Origin of the sequence: Streptomyces marinisediminis, assembly GCF_026262575.1 — a bacterium.
Taxonomy (GTDB): domain Bacteria; phylum Actinomycetota; class Actinomycetes; order Streptomycetales; family Streptomycetaceae; genus Streptomyces; species Streptomyces marinisediminis.
The window spans coordinates 81,988-95,777 of sequence record NZ_JAPKFL010000013.1 but is presented as its reverse complement, the minus strand read 5'-3'; the positions used below and the strand labels follow the sequence as shown (position 1 = coordinate 95,777).

Genomic DNA, 13,790 nt, shown 5'->3' with positions numbered 1-13,790 from the left:
CCGGCGGTGGTGCGGGCGGGGAGTGCGGTGGTGGCCTTCGCCGAGGGCCGCAGGGAGAGTTTGGCCGACGACGGTGACATCGACGTCGTCGCCCGCCGCTCGCTGGACGGCGGCTGCACGTGGGGCCCGCTGCGCGTGGTGGCCGACGCCGGCCCGGACACCGTCGGCAACCCCGCGCCCGTGGTGCACCCGGCCGACGGGCGCCTGGTGCTGCTGACGAGCCGCAACCGGCACGGCGTCATGGCCCACCGCCGGGTGTACGTGCAGCACAGCGACGACGCGGGGCGCACCTTCACCGCGCCGCGCGAGATCACCGCGCAGGTCAAGCCGGAGCACTGGAACTGGTACGGCACCGGGCCGGGGCACGCCGTCGCCCTGCGCCACGGTCCGCACGCCGGGCGCCTGCTCGTGCCGGGCAACCACAGCTACCTGCCGCCGGGCTCCTCGGCGTACCGCTCCGGCGCGCACGCGCTCTACAGCGACGACGCGGGGGAGACGTGGCACCTGGGCTACGTCGCCCAGCCGGCGGGCGAGGAGCTGCGGCTCAGCGAGAACACCCTCACCGAGCTGCCCGACGGCCGGATCTACACCAACGTCCGCGACGACGGCGGTACCGCGCCCGCCACCCGCGCGGACGCCTACCTCGCCCCCGGCGGCGCGACCCGGCTCGGCCCCTACCGCCCCGAGCCGGGCCTGGTCGGGCCCGTCGTGCAGGGCAGCACGCTGTGGGCGGCCGGCCGGCTCGTCTACTCCGGGCCCGCCGATCCGACCGCCCGGCGCGACCTCACGCTGCGCGTCAGCGACAACCTGGGTCGCACCTGGCGCACCGGGCCGCGCCTCACCTCGGCCCCGTCCGCCTACTCCGACCTCGTGCTCCTGGCCCCCGGCACCCTCGGCGTCCTGTACGAGACCGGCGCGTCCTCCCCGTACGAGACGCTCACCTTCACCCGCGTCCCGACGGCGGCGCTCGCGCCCTGAGCCCGGGGGTGAGGCGGGGGCAGGTGGCGGGGCGGTGGGGTACGGGCGGCGCCGCGCATGTCGGGGGCCGGATCGACGCGTCAGTCTCCGCCAGCCGGGCACTCGGGAGGGAACGAAGACCCGGCCAGGAGGAGAGCGTCCGCATGTCCGAGACCGACCGTCCGGCGAGCGCGCCGAGCGAGATCAGCATGGCGTGGAACACCGTCGCGAGCTTCGAGACCTATCCCCAGGCGCAGGCCGCCGTCGACCAGCTCTCCGACGACAAGTTCCCCGTGGAGCACCTGGACATCATCGGCTCCGACCTGCGCTTGGTCGAGCACGTCACCGGGCGCTTCACCAAGGGCAGCGCGGCGGCGGCCGGTGCGGCCAGCGGCGCGTGGTTCGGCCTGTTCATCGGGCTGCTGGTGGGGCTGTTCACCACCGGTCCGGCCTGGCTGGGGCTGATCCTGGGCGGCATCCTCATCGGTGCGGTGTGGGGCGCGGTCTTCGGCTACGTCTCGCACGCCGCGACCGGGGGCCGCCGGGACTTCTCCTCCGAGCGCAACCTGGTCGCCGCCCGCTACGACGTCGTCGCCCGGGGCGGCCACGCGCAGGAGGCCCGCACCGCCCTGGCCCGCGCCGGCGGCGGCGCCGCAGCGGACTGACGCCCGGGCGCCGGGGCGCCGGGACGCCCGTGGCGCGGGGCTGTCGGCGCGGAGCGCGGGCCGCACCGGGCCGGGCGCCCGCGCGAGCGCGGCGGAAAATGGGCAGGAGCCCCCGCCGAACGGTGGGGGCTCCTTGGTGGTGCTGGAGTCAGGACGTGGTGACGTTCTCCGCCTGCGGGCCCTTGGGGCCCTGCGTGACGTCGAAGGTCACCGTCTGGTTCTCCTCAAGCGAACGGAAGCCGTTCGCGTTGATGGCGGTGTAGTGGACGAAGACATCGGGACCGCCGCCGTCCTGGGCGATGAAGCCGAAGCCCTTCTCGGCGTTGAACCACTTGACGGTTCCGGTAGCCATAAGCCCTCCTTGGGCCTATAAGGGTCGCCCTGCTCCAGTACCTGCAAGGAAAATCTTGGAAGCCTGAATACGACGAAAGCCTGCGGTCACATGCTCCGCAGGCTTTGTACTGCAAGGAAACCTAACTGCAACTCACTGCGAGCGTAGCACGGGGCGCACGGGTTCGGTAGTGCTCGCGGCGCGGGCGCGTCGTCCCTGGTGAGTGGGGCCGCCGGGGGCAGGCGTACGCTCGCCGGTGTGAGTGCGTCCCCGAGCTTTCCCCGATCTCGCCCGCGCGTGGGCCACATCCAGTTCCTGAACTGCCTGCCGCTCTACTGGGGGCTGGCCAGGACGGGCGGCCTCCTCGATCTGGAGCTCACCAAGGACACCCCGGAAAGACTCAGCGAACAGCTCGTGAACGGCGACCTGGATATCGGCCCCGTCACACTCGTCGAATTCCTCCGGCACAGCGAGCGGCTCGTGGCGCTGCCCGATATCGCGGTGGGGTGCGACGGGCCCGTCATGTCGTGCGTCGTGGTGTCCGAGGGTGAGCTGGGCGAGCTGGACGGGGAGCGCGTCGCGCTCGGCTCGACGTCCCGCACCTCGGTGCGCCTGGCGCAGCTCCTGCTCGCCGAGCGGTACGGCGTCCGGCCCGACTACTACACCTGCCCGCCCGACCTCGGGCTGATGATGCGGGAGGCGCGGGCCGCCGTGCTCATCGGCGACGCGGCGCTGCGCGCCTCCCTGCACGACGCGCCCCGGCTGGGACTGCGCGTGCACGACCTGGGCCTGATGTGGAAGGAGTGGACGGGCCTGCCGTTCGTCTTCGCGGTGTGGGCGGCGCGCCGCGACTACCTGGCCCGCGAGCCGGAGACCGTGCACGAGGTGCACCGCTCGTTCCTGGCCTCCCGCGACCTGTCGCTGGAGGAGGTCGACAAGGTGGCCGAGCAGGCGGCGCGCTGGGAGGCGTTCGACGCGGAGCTGCTGGCCCGCTACTTCACCACGCTCGACTTCCGCCTCGGTCCCGCGCAGCTCGCCGGCGTCGCCGAGTTCGCCCGCCGCACCGGGCCCGACACCGGGTACCCCGCCGACGTCCGGGTGGAGCTGCTGCCGCCGCGCTGACGGGCGGGGCGCGGGCCGTGCGAGCCGGGACGGCGGGGCGGCACGGGCGGCCCCTCCCGGCTGGTGCACGGGGCCCGTGCCCGGACGGTGTGGGGCCGCTCCGGCCGGTCCGCGCGCCGGGTGCGCCGCGCCGCCCCGACCGGTGCCCGCACGCGCCGGGTCCGGTGTGCCGGTCCGGGCACCGGGTGCCGGGTCCCGTGCGCCCGCCCCGCCGCCGGGGGCGCGCGGGACCGGCTCCTCGGGGGTACCGGCCGCTCGCGTAGGCTGGAGCGCGTCGTACCACCCGTCGGAAGGGGCCGCCCCGGTGACCGAGAACGCCGACCTCACGTCCGTCCTCGACCGCGCCGCCCAGGGCGGGCGCATCACCGCCGAGGAGGCCCTGGAGCTCTACCGCCGGGCCCCGCTGCACGCGCTCGGGCAGGCCGCCGACGCCGCGCGCCGCCGCCGCTACGCCGGTACCGAGCACATCGCGACGTACATCATCGAGCGCAACATCAACTACACCAACGCCTGCGTCACGGCGTGCAAGTTCTGCGCCTTCTACGCCGCCCCGAAGAGCGACAGGGTGTGGACGCGCGACCTGGACGACATCCTGCGCCGGTGTGCCGAGACCGTCGAGCTGGGCGGTACCCAGATCATGTTCCAGGGCGGCCACCACCCCGACTACGGCGTGGAGTACTACGAGCGGCACTTCTCCGCGATCAAGAAGGCGTACCCGGAGCTGGTGATCCACTCGCTGGGCGCCTCCGAGGTCGAGCACATGGCGCGCATCTCCGGCGTCAGCGCGGAGGAGGCCATCCGCCGCATCCACGCCGCCGGGCTCGACTCCTTCGCGGGCGCGGGCGCCGAGCTGCTGCCGCGCCGGGCGCGCACGGCCATCGCGCCGCTCAAGGAGTCCGGCGAGCGCTGGCTGGAGATCATGGAGCTGGCGCACGGCCTCGGCGTGGAGTCGACGTCCACGATGCTCATGGGCACCGGCGAGACGAACGCCGAGCGCATCGAGCACCTGCGCATGATCCGCGACGTGCAGGACCGCACCGGCGGCTTCCGCGCGTTCATCCCGTACACCTACCAGCCGGAGAACAACACGCTGAAGGGCCGCACGCAGGCCACGGTGTTCGAGTACCTGCGCCTCATCGCGGTCGCCCGGCTGTTCCTGGACAACGTCGCCCACATCCAGGGCTCCTGGCTGACCGTCGGCAAGGACGCCGGGCAGCTCACGCTGCACTACGGGGCGGACGACCTGGGCTCGGTGATGCTGGAGGAGAACGTCGTCTCCTCGGCGGGGGCCCGGCACCGCTCCAACCTCACCGAGCTGCTGCACCTGATCCGCGCGGCCGGGCGCGTGCCGGCCCAACGCTCGACGACCTACGAGCACCTGGTGGTCAACGAGGACCCGGCCGACGACCCGGAGGAGGGGCGCGTCGTCTCCCACCTGTCGTCCACCGCGCTCGACGGCGGCTCCGCGCACCCCGGGCTGAAGCTCGTCGACGCGGGCTGAGCCGGGCCCGGCCGTGCTGACGCTGCACGTCCCGGCGTCGGGGGACGCGGTGGTGGTGGCCGGTGCGCGTATCGCCGCGCTCGGCCCGGCCGACGAGCTGGCCCGCGCCCACCCGGGGGCCCGGGAGCGCCGGTGGGCGGGCGTCGTCCACGCGGGCCGCTGCCACGCCGACGCCGCGCGGTACCTGGAGGAGACGTACCACCCCGACCCGCGCGAGTCCGGCGAGCTGGGCACCGCACCGCTCACCGGCGCCGCGCTGCCGGTGCTGGACGACACCCGCTGGGGCCACAGCGCCCGCCGGGGCCTCCAGCGCCTGCTGGGCCAGGGGGTGACGGCGCTGGTGGGGCCCTTCTCCCGACCGGCCGTGCGGGTCGCGGTGCGGCGCTCGGGGCTGCCGGTGTACGACGCCCCCCGCACGCCCGTCCTCGCGGTCGGCGGGCCCGCCCACTTCACCGTGTCCGCGCCCGACGGGGCGTGCCTGGCCACGGCGGTCTCCGGGCGGCTGGTCTACCGGCGCGGCTGAGACGGCGCCGCGTGCGCCGCGTGCGCCGAGCGCGCCGGGAGCCGGCGGGGGAGCCGCAGCGCGCGGGCGGCCACCCGGTTTCGGGGAGCGGCCGGGCGGGGGAGACAATGAGCCCCGTGACGCGCGCAAGCCTGGACAAGCAGCCCCGTGAAGTCGCCGCGATGTTCGACAAGGTGGCGGCCAAGTACGACCTGACCAACGACGTGCTCTCGCTCGGTCAGGCCCGGCTGTGGCGCCGCGCCGTGGCGCGGGCCGTCGCCGCCCGGCCGGGCGAGCGGGTGCTGGACCTGGCCGCGGGCACCGGCACCTCCTCGGTGCCGTTCGCGGACGCCGGCGCCTACACCGTGCCCTGCGACTTCAGCCTCGGCATGCTGCGCGAGGGCAAGCGGCGGCAGCCGTGGATGCCGTTCACGGCCGGGGACGGCACCGCGCTGCCGTTCCGCGACGCGGCCTTCGACGCCGTCACCATCTCCTTCGGGCTGCGCAACATCCAGGACACCCAGGCCGCGCTGCGCGAACTGCTGCGCGTGACGCGGCCGGGCGGGCGCGTGGTCATCTGCGAGTTCAGCCACCCCGTCGTCGCGCCCGTGCGCACCGTCTACACCGAGTACCTGATGCGCGCGCTGCCGTCGGTGGCCCGCGCGGTCTCCTCCAACCCGGAGGCCTACGTCTACCTCGCGGAGTCGATCCGGGCCTGGCCGGACCAGCCGGCGCTGGCCCGGCGCCTGCTGCGCGCGGGGTGGGAGCGGGTGGCGTGGCGCGACCTGACCGGCGGCATCGTCGCCCTGCACCGCGGCGTCCGGCCCGATAAGGCCCCCGCATAGACTTCGGGGACCAGCGCCTAACCTCCGGGAGTCCTCGTGGCGGAACCGCAGTCGAAGCCTGCCCCCTCCGAGCACCAGGCCGACGTGATCGTCGTCGGAGCCGGTCCGGCCGGGTCCACCGCGGCCTATCACCTCGCCCGCTCCGGCCTGGACGTGCTGCTGCTGGAGAAGACGGCGTTCCCGCGCGAGAAGGTCTGCGGTGACGGGCTGACCCCGCGCGCCGTCAAGCAGCTCGTCGGCATGGGGATCGACGTCTCGCCGGAGGCCGGCTGGCTGCGCAACAAGGGCCTGCGCATCATCGGCGGCGGCCACCGCCTCCAGCTCGACTGGCCGGACCTGGCCAGCTACCCCGACTACGGACTGGTGCGCAAGCGCGACGACTTCGACGAGCAGCTCGCGCGGCAGGCCGAGAAGGCCGGTGCGCGGCTGTACGAGCGCTGCGCCGTGCAGGACCCGGTGCTCGACGCCGCCGGGCGCGTCGTCGGCGTCGAGGCGAAGCTGGGCGAGGAGCGCCGGCCCGCCGTCTTCCGCGCGCCGGTCGTCGTCGCCGCGGACGGCAACTCCACGCGGCTGTCGCTGAAGATGGGCCTGCACCGGCGCGAGGACCGGCCGATGGGCGTCGCGGTGCGCACCTACTTCACCTCGCCCCGGCACGAGGACGACTACCTGGAGTCGTGGCTGGAGCTGTGGGACCGGCGCGGCGAGCAGGACCGGCTGCTGCCCGGCTACGGGTGGGTCTTCGGGATGGGCGACGGCACGTCCAACGTCGGGCTCGGCATCCTCAACAGCTCCAGCGCCTTCCGGGAGCTGGACTGGCGCGAGGTGCTGAAGGCGTGGTGCGCGTCCATGCCCGAGGAGTGGGGCTACACGCCGGAGAACATGACGGGTCCGATCCGCGGCGCCGCGCTGCCCATGGCGTTCAACCGCAAGCCGCACTACACGCGCGGGCTGCTCCTCGTCGGGGACGCGGGCGGCCTGGTGAACCCGTTCAACGGCGAGGGCATCGCCTACGCCATGGAGTCCGGCGCGCTGGCCGCCGACGTCATCGTGCAGGCGCACGCGCGCGCGAGCGCCGGGCAGCGCGAGCGGGCGCTCCAGGGCTACCCGAAGGTGCTCGCCGACACCTACGGCGGCTACTACACGCTCGGCCGGGCGTTCGTGAAGCTCATCGGCAACCCGAAGGTGATGAAGCTCGCCACGCAGCGCGGCCTCACCCACCCGGTGCTCATGCGCTTCACGCTCAAGCTCCTGGCCAACCTCACCGACCCCGCCGGCGGCGACGCGGGCGACCGGCTGATCAACGCCCTCACCCGGGTCACGCCGCGCGCGTGAGCCCGGCGCCGGCGCGCGGAAGCCGCGGCGGCGTGCGGAAGGGGCCGCCACCCCGCACGGGGTGGCGGCCCCTTCCGCACGCCTGTCCGGGACCGGCCCGGGGAAGCGCGTCAGAGCACGCGCACCGCGCCGGACGGCGGGTCCCAGCTCATGTCCCGCTCGACGACGCCCGTGCCGCTGTTCTGCGCGCCCACGAACTTGCCGCCGCCCACGTAGATCGCCACGTGGTAGGCGCTGCCCTTGCCGCCCCAGTAGAGGATGTCGCCCGGCTGCACCTGGCTCAGCGGCACGTCGGTGCCCGTCGTCGACTGGGCCTGCGAGGTGCGGGGGAGGCTGACGCCGACCTGCTTGTACGCGGCGCTGGTCAGGCCGGAGCAGTCGTAGGCGCTGGGGCCGGTGGAGCCCATGACGTAGGCCTTGCCCACCTGCGCGCGCACGAAGTCGACGATGGCCGACGCGCTGCCCCCGGCGGGCGCGGGTGCCGGGGTCGCGGCCTCGGAGGCGGTGGCCACCTCCGGGCGCTCGGCGCTGCGCGAGGCGGTGCGCCGCTGCTCGGCGCGCTCCTGCTCGGCCCGCTCCTCGGCGCGGGCACGGGCGGCGGCCTCCTCGGCCTTCCGCTCGGCCTCCTCCGCGGCCTCCCGCTCGGCCCGCTCCCTGGCCTTCTTCTTCGCCTGGGCGGCGGCCTCCTGGGCCGCTTCGGCCGCCTGGTCCTGCGCGGCCGCCACGTCGTAGCGGATGGCGATGGTCTGCGTGGCCTGGGCGGCGCGCGCGGTACCGGAGCTGATGAGTCCGTCCAGCGTCGGCAGTTCCACGGTGTCGCCCGGGGAGGCCTGGTCGTCGGCGGAGGACGGAGAGGCCGCGCCGGTCACCGCGAGAGTCGTGAGGACGCCACCGGCAACACCCGAGCGGATGAGCGTGTTCCGCGAGGAACGCCGGGGTTTCCGGTGGCTGCGTATGTGAGCGTTGGACATGGGGGCCAGAGAACCAGAGCCCGAACGTTCCGCTCAACCCTCGTGTTCTCCACCACAAGTCCACGAGGTGCGCCCGATTCGCGGTGTTTGATCCCTCGTCAGGGTGCACCGGTGCCCATGATCAATGTCCGACTACGAGCCCACGACCACGCAGTTGTCCGGTTTGCGACGCGGGTCGCCGCGCCTAGCATGTCTCGACCCGGTAACGCCAATGTGACAGTTGTTGCCAAGAGGGCGGGGTGGTGCACGTCACACGCGCCCCGGCCGTCCCCGGGGTGCACACCCGCATCAACCGGACAGCCGGGTGGAGCGTCCACGCGGCCCGCTCCGGCCGCCTGCTGACGCGGCGCCACCGGGCGGCCGTGGCAGACTGCCGGAGAACCGTACGGCCCCCGGGGAAGGTGGCGGGAGACGATGGCACGCTGGCGCCCGCTGCCGGCAACGCTGTCGCCGGAGACGCGGCGACTGGTCCAGCGGTTGCGGTTGCTGAAGGACCGCACCGGCCTCAGCTACTCCGCGCTGGCGGGGCGGACCCCCTACAGCGCCTCCTCCTGGCACCGCTACCTCGGCGGGGCGGCCTTCCCGCCCCGCGACGCGGTCGACGCGCTCGGCGAACTCGCCGGGGTGGACGCGCGCGGCCTGGTGCGGCTGGGCGTGCTGTGGGAGACCGCCGACGCCGCCCGGCGCACCGCTTCCCCCGCCGCTTCCGCGACCCCCTCCACCGCCGCCTCCGCGGCCCCCGTCCCCGCTCCGGCTCCGGGCTCCGTTCCGGGAGCCGCCCCCGCCCCGGAGCCCGGAAGCGCTCCCGCCCCCGTCTCCCGCGAGCCCGTCCCCGGCCCCCGCCAACCCGAACCCGCCCGCGCGGCGCCGACTCGGGCCGCCGCTCCGGCCTCGCGCGTGCCGCCCGTGCCGCAGGCCCCCGCGCCCCCCGGCGCGCACCGGCCCGCTTCGGATGCCGCGTACCCGCACGCGCCGTCCGGCACGCGGGCGGAGGGGCTCCGGACCCGCGTGCCGCGCGCCCTGCTCGGGGTGCTCGCGGTGGCGCTGCTGGCCGGAGTGCCCGCTTCCACCGCGGGCGGGGCGGTCCGGCCGGAGTGGCCCTGGCCCGTGCCCGCCCCGGCCCCCGGGGCGGGCGCCGACAGCGCGGCCGGGTGCCGGGGGCGGGGCTGCGCGGGGCTGGACGCCGAGCGCGCGGGGTGCGCGCGCGACCGGCGCAGCCTGGGCCGCTACGTGCGCGACGGGCACCGCGTGGAGCTGTTCCACAGCCCCGCCTGCGGCACGGTGTGGGGCGAGGTGGTGCCGTCGGACGACGTGCGCGGGCTCAGCCTGAGCGTGCGCGGGGCGGGGCAGCGCTGGGAGCCGGCCGGTGCCGCGCGCACCCGCATGCTGCCCGCGCCCGCCACCCTGGGCAGCAACGTGCAGTTCTGCGCGGTGCTGCCGGACGTCCAGGCGTGCCTGGACGCCGGGCACCAGGTGTGGTCCGGCAGCGGGGCGCGGTGACGCCCGGCCCGCGTCAGCGGTCGGCGGCGTCCGCGCAGACGTCGAGCGTCGCCCGGTCCCGGCGCAGCGGCCGGTGGGAGCCGGCGTCCGCCACCAGGTACCGGCCGTCCTCGGCGCGCCGGAACGGCACGGTGTGCTCGGTGCCGGTGTAGTGGATCTCCCCGTCCCGCTCGACGAGTTGCTCCCGGGCGCGGCCGAACGTCAGGGGCCCCACGATGCCGTCGGCGCCCAGCCCGCGGTTGCTCTGCCAGGTGCGGGTCGCCTGCACGGTGGCCCCGGCGTACCGGCAGTCGATGGCGTCGCGTTCGAGGTAGCCGTCGGCCCAGAGCACCGTCTGCCACAGCGCGGCCAGGTCGCTGCGGATCGGCAGGTTCTCGCCGAGGAGCCCCTCGTCGTCCCAGTCGTCGGCCGGCGCGCCCTCCCCGGTGACGTAGGGGCGGTCGAGCGGGGCGGCGGGGGCGTCGGTGTCCACGGTTTTGGTGTCCACGGCCTCGGAGGCGGCCGGGCGGGAGGAGGACGGCTCCGCGCAGCCGGCCGCGCCCAGCATCGCCACGGTCAGGGTCACGGTGGTCACGGCGACATATCGGGGGAGTGGCATGGGGAAGTTTTTACCGTGCCCCCAACGCCCGGCGCACGTCCCGGGTTCCGGCCCGTGGTAGGGCCGTTGCCCACCGGCGTGTGAGGGTTGGGGGAAAAGCCCAGCACGACGAGATCGACAGGGGTCTTGCGGATGACCGAGTGGAAGCCACTTCCCGACGGGCTGGAGCCCGATGTCGAGCGGTTCTTCCAGGAGTTGCGCGCGCAGAAGGACGCCACCGGACTCAGCCTCGCCGGGCTGGCCGAGGTCACCGCCTACAGCAAGTCCTCGTGGGACCGGTGCCTCAACGGCTGCCAGCTACCCCCCGAGGCGGCCGTGCGCGCGCTCGCCCGGCGGGCGGGCGGTGACGTGGAACGCGTCGCGGTGCTGTGGGAGTTGGCGGACCACGCGGTCAGCGGACGCGGCCGCACCACCGCACCGGCCGACCCACCGGCCGGCCCGGCGGCCGCACCGGCACCGGCCGCACCGGACGTGAACCCGCCGTCGGCGCTCGCCCCGGACGGGGCCGCGCCGGACGCGGACACGCCGGAACCGGCCACACCGGCACCCGCCGCCCCAGCGGCGTCGCCCGCCCCCGCCGCGCGGCCGCAGGCGCCCCCGCCCCGCCGCGCCACGCGTACCGGTGTGCTGGCCGGGCTGGCCGCCGTCGCGCTGACCGGCGCCGTCGTGCTCGGCGTGTTCGCCGGGCGGGACGAGCCCGCCGCCCCCGGCGGGTCCGGGGGGCACCCGGCCGCCGGCGACCCCGTCCAGGGCCAGGTCGTCCAGTGCCACGGGGGCACCTGCGAGGGGCTGGACTCGGTGGCGCAGGGCTGCGGCGGGGACGCCTGGACGGCGGCGACCAGCCGCGTGGGCTCCTCCTACGTCGAGGTGCGCTACTCCAGCGCCTGCCGGGCGGCCTGGGCGCGGATCAGATGGGCGCAGCCCGGCGACCGGGTGGAGGTCGTCACCGAGGACGGCCGCCGCCACGTCGAGACGGTGCCCGACGACGCCAACCTCGCCGCCTACACCGTCATGGTGGGCGCCCCCACGCCGGGTGAGGTGCGCGCCTGCTGGCTGGCCGCCGACGGGGGGGAGGGGTGCACGGAACCCGGCGGCGGCGCACCTCTCCCCGAGGCACCGCCCGTGCCGTCATGATGGGGCGATGACTCCACACCAGCGCGAAGGGCACCGCGGGTCCGGGCCGGGCGCCATCACCCCGGACGGCTGCGCGGTCGAGCTGTACGCCAGGATGCCGGCGGGCGACGAGCCGGAGATCGTCGCCGGCGCCGTCCCGGCCGGGGCCACGCTGCTCGAACTGGGCAGCGGCGCGGGCCGCGTGACGCACCCGCTGCTGGAGCGCGGGTTCCGGGTGACGGCGGTGGACGAGTCACCGCAGATGCTGGCGCGCGTGCGCGGCGCCCGCACGGTCTGCGGCGCCATCGAGGACCTGGAGCTTGACGAGCGCTTCGACGCGGTGCTGCTCGCCTCCTTCCTCGTCCACACGGCGGACGCCGCCGGGCGCGCGGCGCTGCTGGCCGCCTGCCGCCGCCACGTCGCCGACGACGGGCGGGTCCTCGTCCAGCGCGAGGGGTACGACTGGCACAGCGACCTGCCGCGGGAGCGCCCCGTCGCGGGCGGGGGCACGGTGCGCATCGTGTCCTGCGAACCCGCCGGTGGCGCCGGCGCGCACAGCGTGCACGCCGAGTACGTCTTCCCGGACGCGCGGTGGACGCACACCTTCCGCACGCACCCGCTGACGCGCGAGGCGTTCGAGTCCGCGCTCGCCGGGGCGGACCTCAGGCTGGAGCGCTACCTGACCGACGACCACGTCTGGGCCCTGGCCCGCCCCGCCTGACGCGCCGCTGCCCGGGGACGCGCGGGGCGCGGGGCCGCCCGGTGCGGACGGCCCCGCGCCCCCGGGTCACCGGTGGTGCGGCGCGCTCAGCGGCACGTCGCCTCCCAACTGATCCGGATGCCGTTCACGCTGGGCAGCGAGGTGCGGGCGCGGGGCGCGATGCACACGTAGGTGTCGAAGTGCCGGAAGTACGCGACGTCGTCGTAGCGCGTGTTGACCACGTCGTACCGGTTGCTGGCGACCGGCTGGTAGCCGCTGGTCACGTCGCGGAACTGGCTCACCTTGCGGCCGGAGGAGACGTCGTAGAGGCACACGTAGGGGTAGGGGCAGTCGCCGATGCTGTCGGCCTGGGCGCCCACCGACGCCGTGGACGCCGCCGGCGCGGCCGGCGCCGCCGGTGCGGCCGACGCCGGGGCGGTGCCCGCCGCGAGGGCCAGGGCGGCGGCCAGGACGCCGCCCCGCAGCACGCGGGACGTGCCGGACGTACCCGACGCGCGGGACGTGCCGGATGTGCCGGATGTGCCGGACGGGCGGCGCTTGCCGAACATGGGGAATCCTCCGTTCCTCGTCATCGCGTGGCCGAGAGGTAGGTCATGCAGCGGTCGCCGACCTGCCAGCGCATGTTCCAGGCGGTCTGCGGGCCGTAGACGCCGTCGCGGGCGATGCCCGCGCGGGCCTGCACGTTGTAGACGGCCTGCCGGGTGTTGGGCCCGTATATGCCGTCGACGCCGATGTTCTGGCCGTTGCACGCCCGCAGCGCCCGCTGGAGCGCGCGCACGGCCGCGCCCTGGTTGCCCGTGCCCAGGACGCACTGGTGGTCGTCCCAGCCGACGGCGGGGATGAAGGGGAGCCTCGGGTCGGTCATGGTGCACGACGGCAGCGCGGCCGCCGACGCCGATGCCGACGCGCCGCCCGCGACGGGCGCGGCGAGCAGGGCCGCCGCCGCGGTCAGGGTGACGGCGAGGGTCCGCGCGAGCGGCCGTCGCCGGGTCGTCCCGTGGGTCATCGCTTCCTGGTCCTTCCGGTCACCGGAGACAGTCGGTTCCGTGCGGCGCGGCCCGCGCGGGGGGCGGGGGCGGACACCGGCCCGCCCCTCGCTGCCCGCCCGGGCCCGGTCGGCCGCGTTCAGCACGTCGAGGACCAGGAGATCTTGATGCCCGTGACGCGGGTGCTGTACGGGTTCAGCGCCAGCCGCGTCTTCGGCTTGACGCACACCACGCTGCCGGTGTTCAGGCGGACGTAGGCGACGTCGTCGTTGCGCGAGTTGTAGACGCTCGTCGCGTCCGAGCTGGTGGAGACGGTCTGGAAGTACGACGTCACGTCCTGGTACTGGCCGCTGACGCTGCCGCCCTTGTAGAAGCACACGTACGGGTAGGGGCAGGGCTCCGACGCCGCCTGGGCGGGGGCCGTGGCCGCTCCCGTGAGCCCCGCCGCCATCACCACGGCCCCCGCCGCGCTCGCCAACGTACGCATGATTTTCGTCTTCATACCTGCTGCTCCTCTCACCGAAGCCGTCGTCTGCGGACGGCAGGAGCCTGGCAGGTGCCCGCGCCCACCGGGGAGCGCTTGCGCCGCGGGTGGGACGCACCGGGACGCCACCCGCGCTGACCTGCGCCGTCCCACCGGCGCCCG

General features: G+C 75.5%; 16 protein-coding genes. 10 read left to right on the top strand and 6 right to left on the bottom strand.

The features are described 5' to 3' along the window. Window positions 1-30 precede the first annotated feature (30 nt). Window positions 31-978 carry a sialidase family protein gene (locus OSB71_RS12895; protein ID WP_265947726.1) on the top strand — a complete coding sequence of 316 codons (948 nt, stop codon included), beginning with the start codon at window positions 31-33 and terminating at the stop codon, window positions 976-978. Window positions 979-1,121: 143 nt separating this feature from the next. After that, window positions 1,122-1,622: a YflT domain-containing protein gene (locus OSB71_RS12890; RefSeq protein WP_265947725.1), complete on the top strand. Its 501-nt coding sequence runs from the start codon at window positions 1,122-1,124 to the stop codon at window positions 1,620-1,622. 148 nt (window positions 1,623-1,770) lie between these two features. Here the strand turns inward: OSB71_RS12890 and OSB71_RS12885 are convergent, their stop codons facing one another. Continuing rightward, window positions 1,771-1,974 carry a cold-shock protein gene (locus tag OSB71_RS12885; protein ID WP_265947723.1) on the bottom strand — a complete coding sequence of 68 codons (204 nt, stop codon included), beginning with the start codon at window positions 1,972-1,974 and terminating at the stop codon, window positions 1,771-1,773. A gap of 237 nt (window positions 1,975-2,211) precedes the next feature. On the opposite strand from OSB71_RS12885, the gene OSB71_RS12880 reads away from it, so the two are divergent. The 5 genes from OSB71_RS12880 to OSB71_RS12860 all read left to right on the top strand — a co-directional run bounded on the left by OSB71_RS12880 (window position 2,212) and on the right by OSB71_RS12860 (window position 7,255). Continuing rightward, complete coding sequence (locus OSB71_RS12880; RefSeq protein ID WP_265947721.1) at window positions 2,212-3,075, top strand: menaquinone biosynthetic enzyme MqnA/MqnD family protein; 864 nt, start codon at window positions 2,212-2,214, stop codon at window positions 3,073-3,075. A 304-nt stretch (window positions 3,076-3,379) separates the two neighbouring features. Further along, complete coding sequence (gene mqnC / locus OSB71_RS12875) at window positions 3,380-4,576, top strand: cyclic dehypoxanthinyl futalosine synthase (protein ID WP_265947719.1); 1,197 nt, start codon at window positions 3,380-3,382, stop codon at window positions 4,574-4,576. Between the two features lie 13 nt (window positions 4,577-4,589). After that, entirely contained in the window at window positions 4,590-5,099 is a 510-nt protein-coding gene (locus OSB71_RS12870; protein ID WP_265947717.1) for an imidazolonepropionase-like domain-containing protein, read from the top strand. Between the two features lie 116 nt (window positions 5,100-5,215). Next, window positions 5,216-5,923 (top strand): demethylmenaquinone methyltransferase, encoded by a 708-nt coding sequence (locus OSB71_RS12865; RefSeq protein WP_265947715.1) that lies wholly within the window; start codon window positions 5,216-5,218, stop codon window positions 5,921-5,923. Between the two features lie 36 nt (window positions 5,924-5,959). Beyond that, window positions 5,960-7,255 (top strand): geranylgeranyl reductase family protein, encoded by a 1,296-nt coding sequence (locus OSB71_RS12860; RefSeq protein WP_265947713.1) that lies wholly within the window; start codon window positions 5,960-5,962, stop codon window positions 7,253-7,255. Window positions 7,256-7,365: 110 nt separating this feature from the next. Here the strand turns inward: OSB71_RS12860 and OSB71_RS12855 are convergent, their stop codons facing one another. Beyond that, window positions 7,366-8,226 (bottom strand): C40 family peptidase, encoded by an 861-nt coding sequence (locus OSB71_RS12855; protein WP_265947711.1) that lies wholly within the window; start codon window positions 8,224-8,226, stop codon window positions 7,366-7,368. Between the two features lie 414 nt (window positions 8,227-8,640). Between OSB71_RS12855 and OSB71_RS12850 the strand changes: the two genes are divergently transcribed. Next, the gene (locus OSB71_RS12850; RefSeq protein ID WP_265947709.1) at window positions 8,641-9,726 is read left to right on the top strand and encodes a helix-turn-helix domain-containing protein; all 1,086 of its coding nucleotides are present in this window, start codon (window positions 8,641-8,643) and stop codon (window positions 9,724-9,726) included. Between the two features lie 13 nt (window positions 9,727-9,739). On the opposite strand, the gene OSB71_RS12845 is transcribed toward OSB71_RS12850, so the two are convergent. Beyond that, window positions 9,740-10,324 (bottom strand): peptidoglycan-binding domain-containing protein, encoded by a 585-nt coding sequence (locus OSB71_RS12845; RefSeq protein ID WP_265947706.1) that lies wholly within the window; start codon window positions 10,322-10,324, stop codon window positions 9,740-9,742. Window positions 10,325-10,456: 132 nt separating this feature from the next. Here OSB71_RS12845 and OSB71_RS12840 point away from each other — a divergent pair, with 132 nt between their 5' ends. Beyond that, entirely contained in the window at window positions 10,457-11,458 is a 1,002-nt protein-coding gene (locus OSB71_RS12840; RefSeq protein WP_265947704.1) for a DUF2690 domain-containing protein, read from the top strand. A gap of 7 nt (window positions 11,459-11,465) precedes the next feature. After that, entirely contained in the window at window positions 11,466-12,158 is a 693-nt protein-coding gene (locus OSB71_RS12835; protein ID WP_265947702.1) for a class I SAM-dependent methyltransferase, read from the top strand. A gap of 86 nt (window positions 12,159-12,244) precedes the next feature. Here the strand turns inward: OSB71_RS12835 and OSB71_RS12830 are convergent, their stop codons facing one another. The 3 genes from OSB71_RS12830 to OSB71_RS12820 all read right to left on the bottom strand — a co-directional run bounded on the left by OSB71_RS12830 (window position 12,245) and on the right by OSB71_RS12820 (window position 13,646). Then, window positions 12,245-12,706, bottom strand: coding sequence for a hypothetical protein (locus tag OSB71_RS12830; protein WP_265947700.1), 462 nt, complete (start codon window positions 12,704-12,706; stop codon window positions 12,245-12,247). 20 nt (window positions 12,707-12,726) lie between these two features. Further along, the gene (locus OSB71_RS12825; protein ID WP_265947697.1) at window positions 12,727-13,164 is read right to left on the bottom strand and encodes a peptidoglycan-binding domain-containing protein; all 438 of its coding nucleotides are present in this window, start codon (window positions 13,162-13,164) and stop codon (window positions 12,727-12,729) included. Window positions 13,165-13,283: 119 nt separating this feature from the next. After that, window positions 13,284-13,646: a hypothetical protein gene (locus tag OSB71_RS12820; RefSeq protein ID WP_265947695.1), complete on the bottom strand. Its 363-nt coding sequence runs from the start codon at window positions 13,644-13,646 to the stop codon at window positions 13,284-13,286. Window positions 13,647-13,790 lie beyond the last annotated feature (144 nt).

Bases quoted from the DNA above. Each gene is read 5' to 3' on its own strand.
- OSB71_RS12890 (WP_265947725.1), top strand. From the start codon at position 1,122: ATGTCCGAGACCGACCGTCCGGCGAGCGCGCCGAGCGAGATCAGCATG.
- OSB71_RS12885 (WP_265947723.1), bottom strand. From the start codon at position 1,974: ATGGCTACCGGAACCGTCAAGTGGTTCAACGCCGAGAAGGGCTTCGGC.
- OSB71_RS12855 (WP_265947711.1), bottom strand. From the start codon at position 8,226: ATGTCCAACGCTCACATACGCAGCCACCGGAAACCCCGGCGTTCCTCG.
- OSB71_RS12850 (WP_265947709.1), top strand. From the start codon at position 8,641: ATGGCACGCTGGCGCCCGCTGCCGGCAACGCTGTCGCCGGAGACGCGG.
- OSB71_RS12845 (WP_265947706.1), bottom strand. From the start codon at position 10,324: ATGCCACTCCCCCGATATGTCGCCGTGACCACCGTGACCCTGACCGTG.
- OSB71_RS12840 (WP_265947704.1), top strand. From the start codon at position 10,457: ATGACCGAGTGGAAGCCACTTCCCGACGGGCTGGAGCCCGATGTCGAG.
- OSB71_RS12835 (WP_265947702.1), top strand. From the start codon at position 11,466: ATGACTCCACACCAGCGCGAAGGGCACCGCGGGTCCGGGCCGGGCGCC.
- OSB71_RS12830 (WP_265947700.1), bottom strand. From the start codon at position 12,706: ATGTTCGGCAAGCGCCGCCCGTCCGGCACATCCGGCACATCCGGCACG.
- OSB71_RS12825 (WP_265947697.1), bottom strand. From the start codon at position 13,164: ATGACCCACGGGACGACCCGGCGACGGCCGCTCGCGCGGACCCTCGCC.
- OSB71_RS12820 (WP_265947695.1), bottom strand. From the start codon at position 13,646: ATGAAGACGAAAATCATGCGTACGTTGGCGAGCGCGGCGGGGGCCGTG.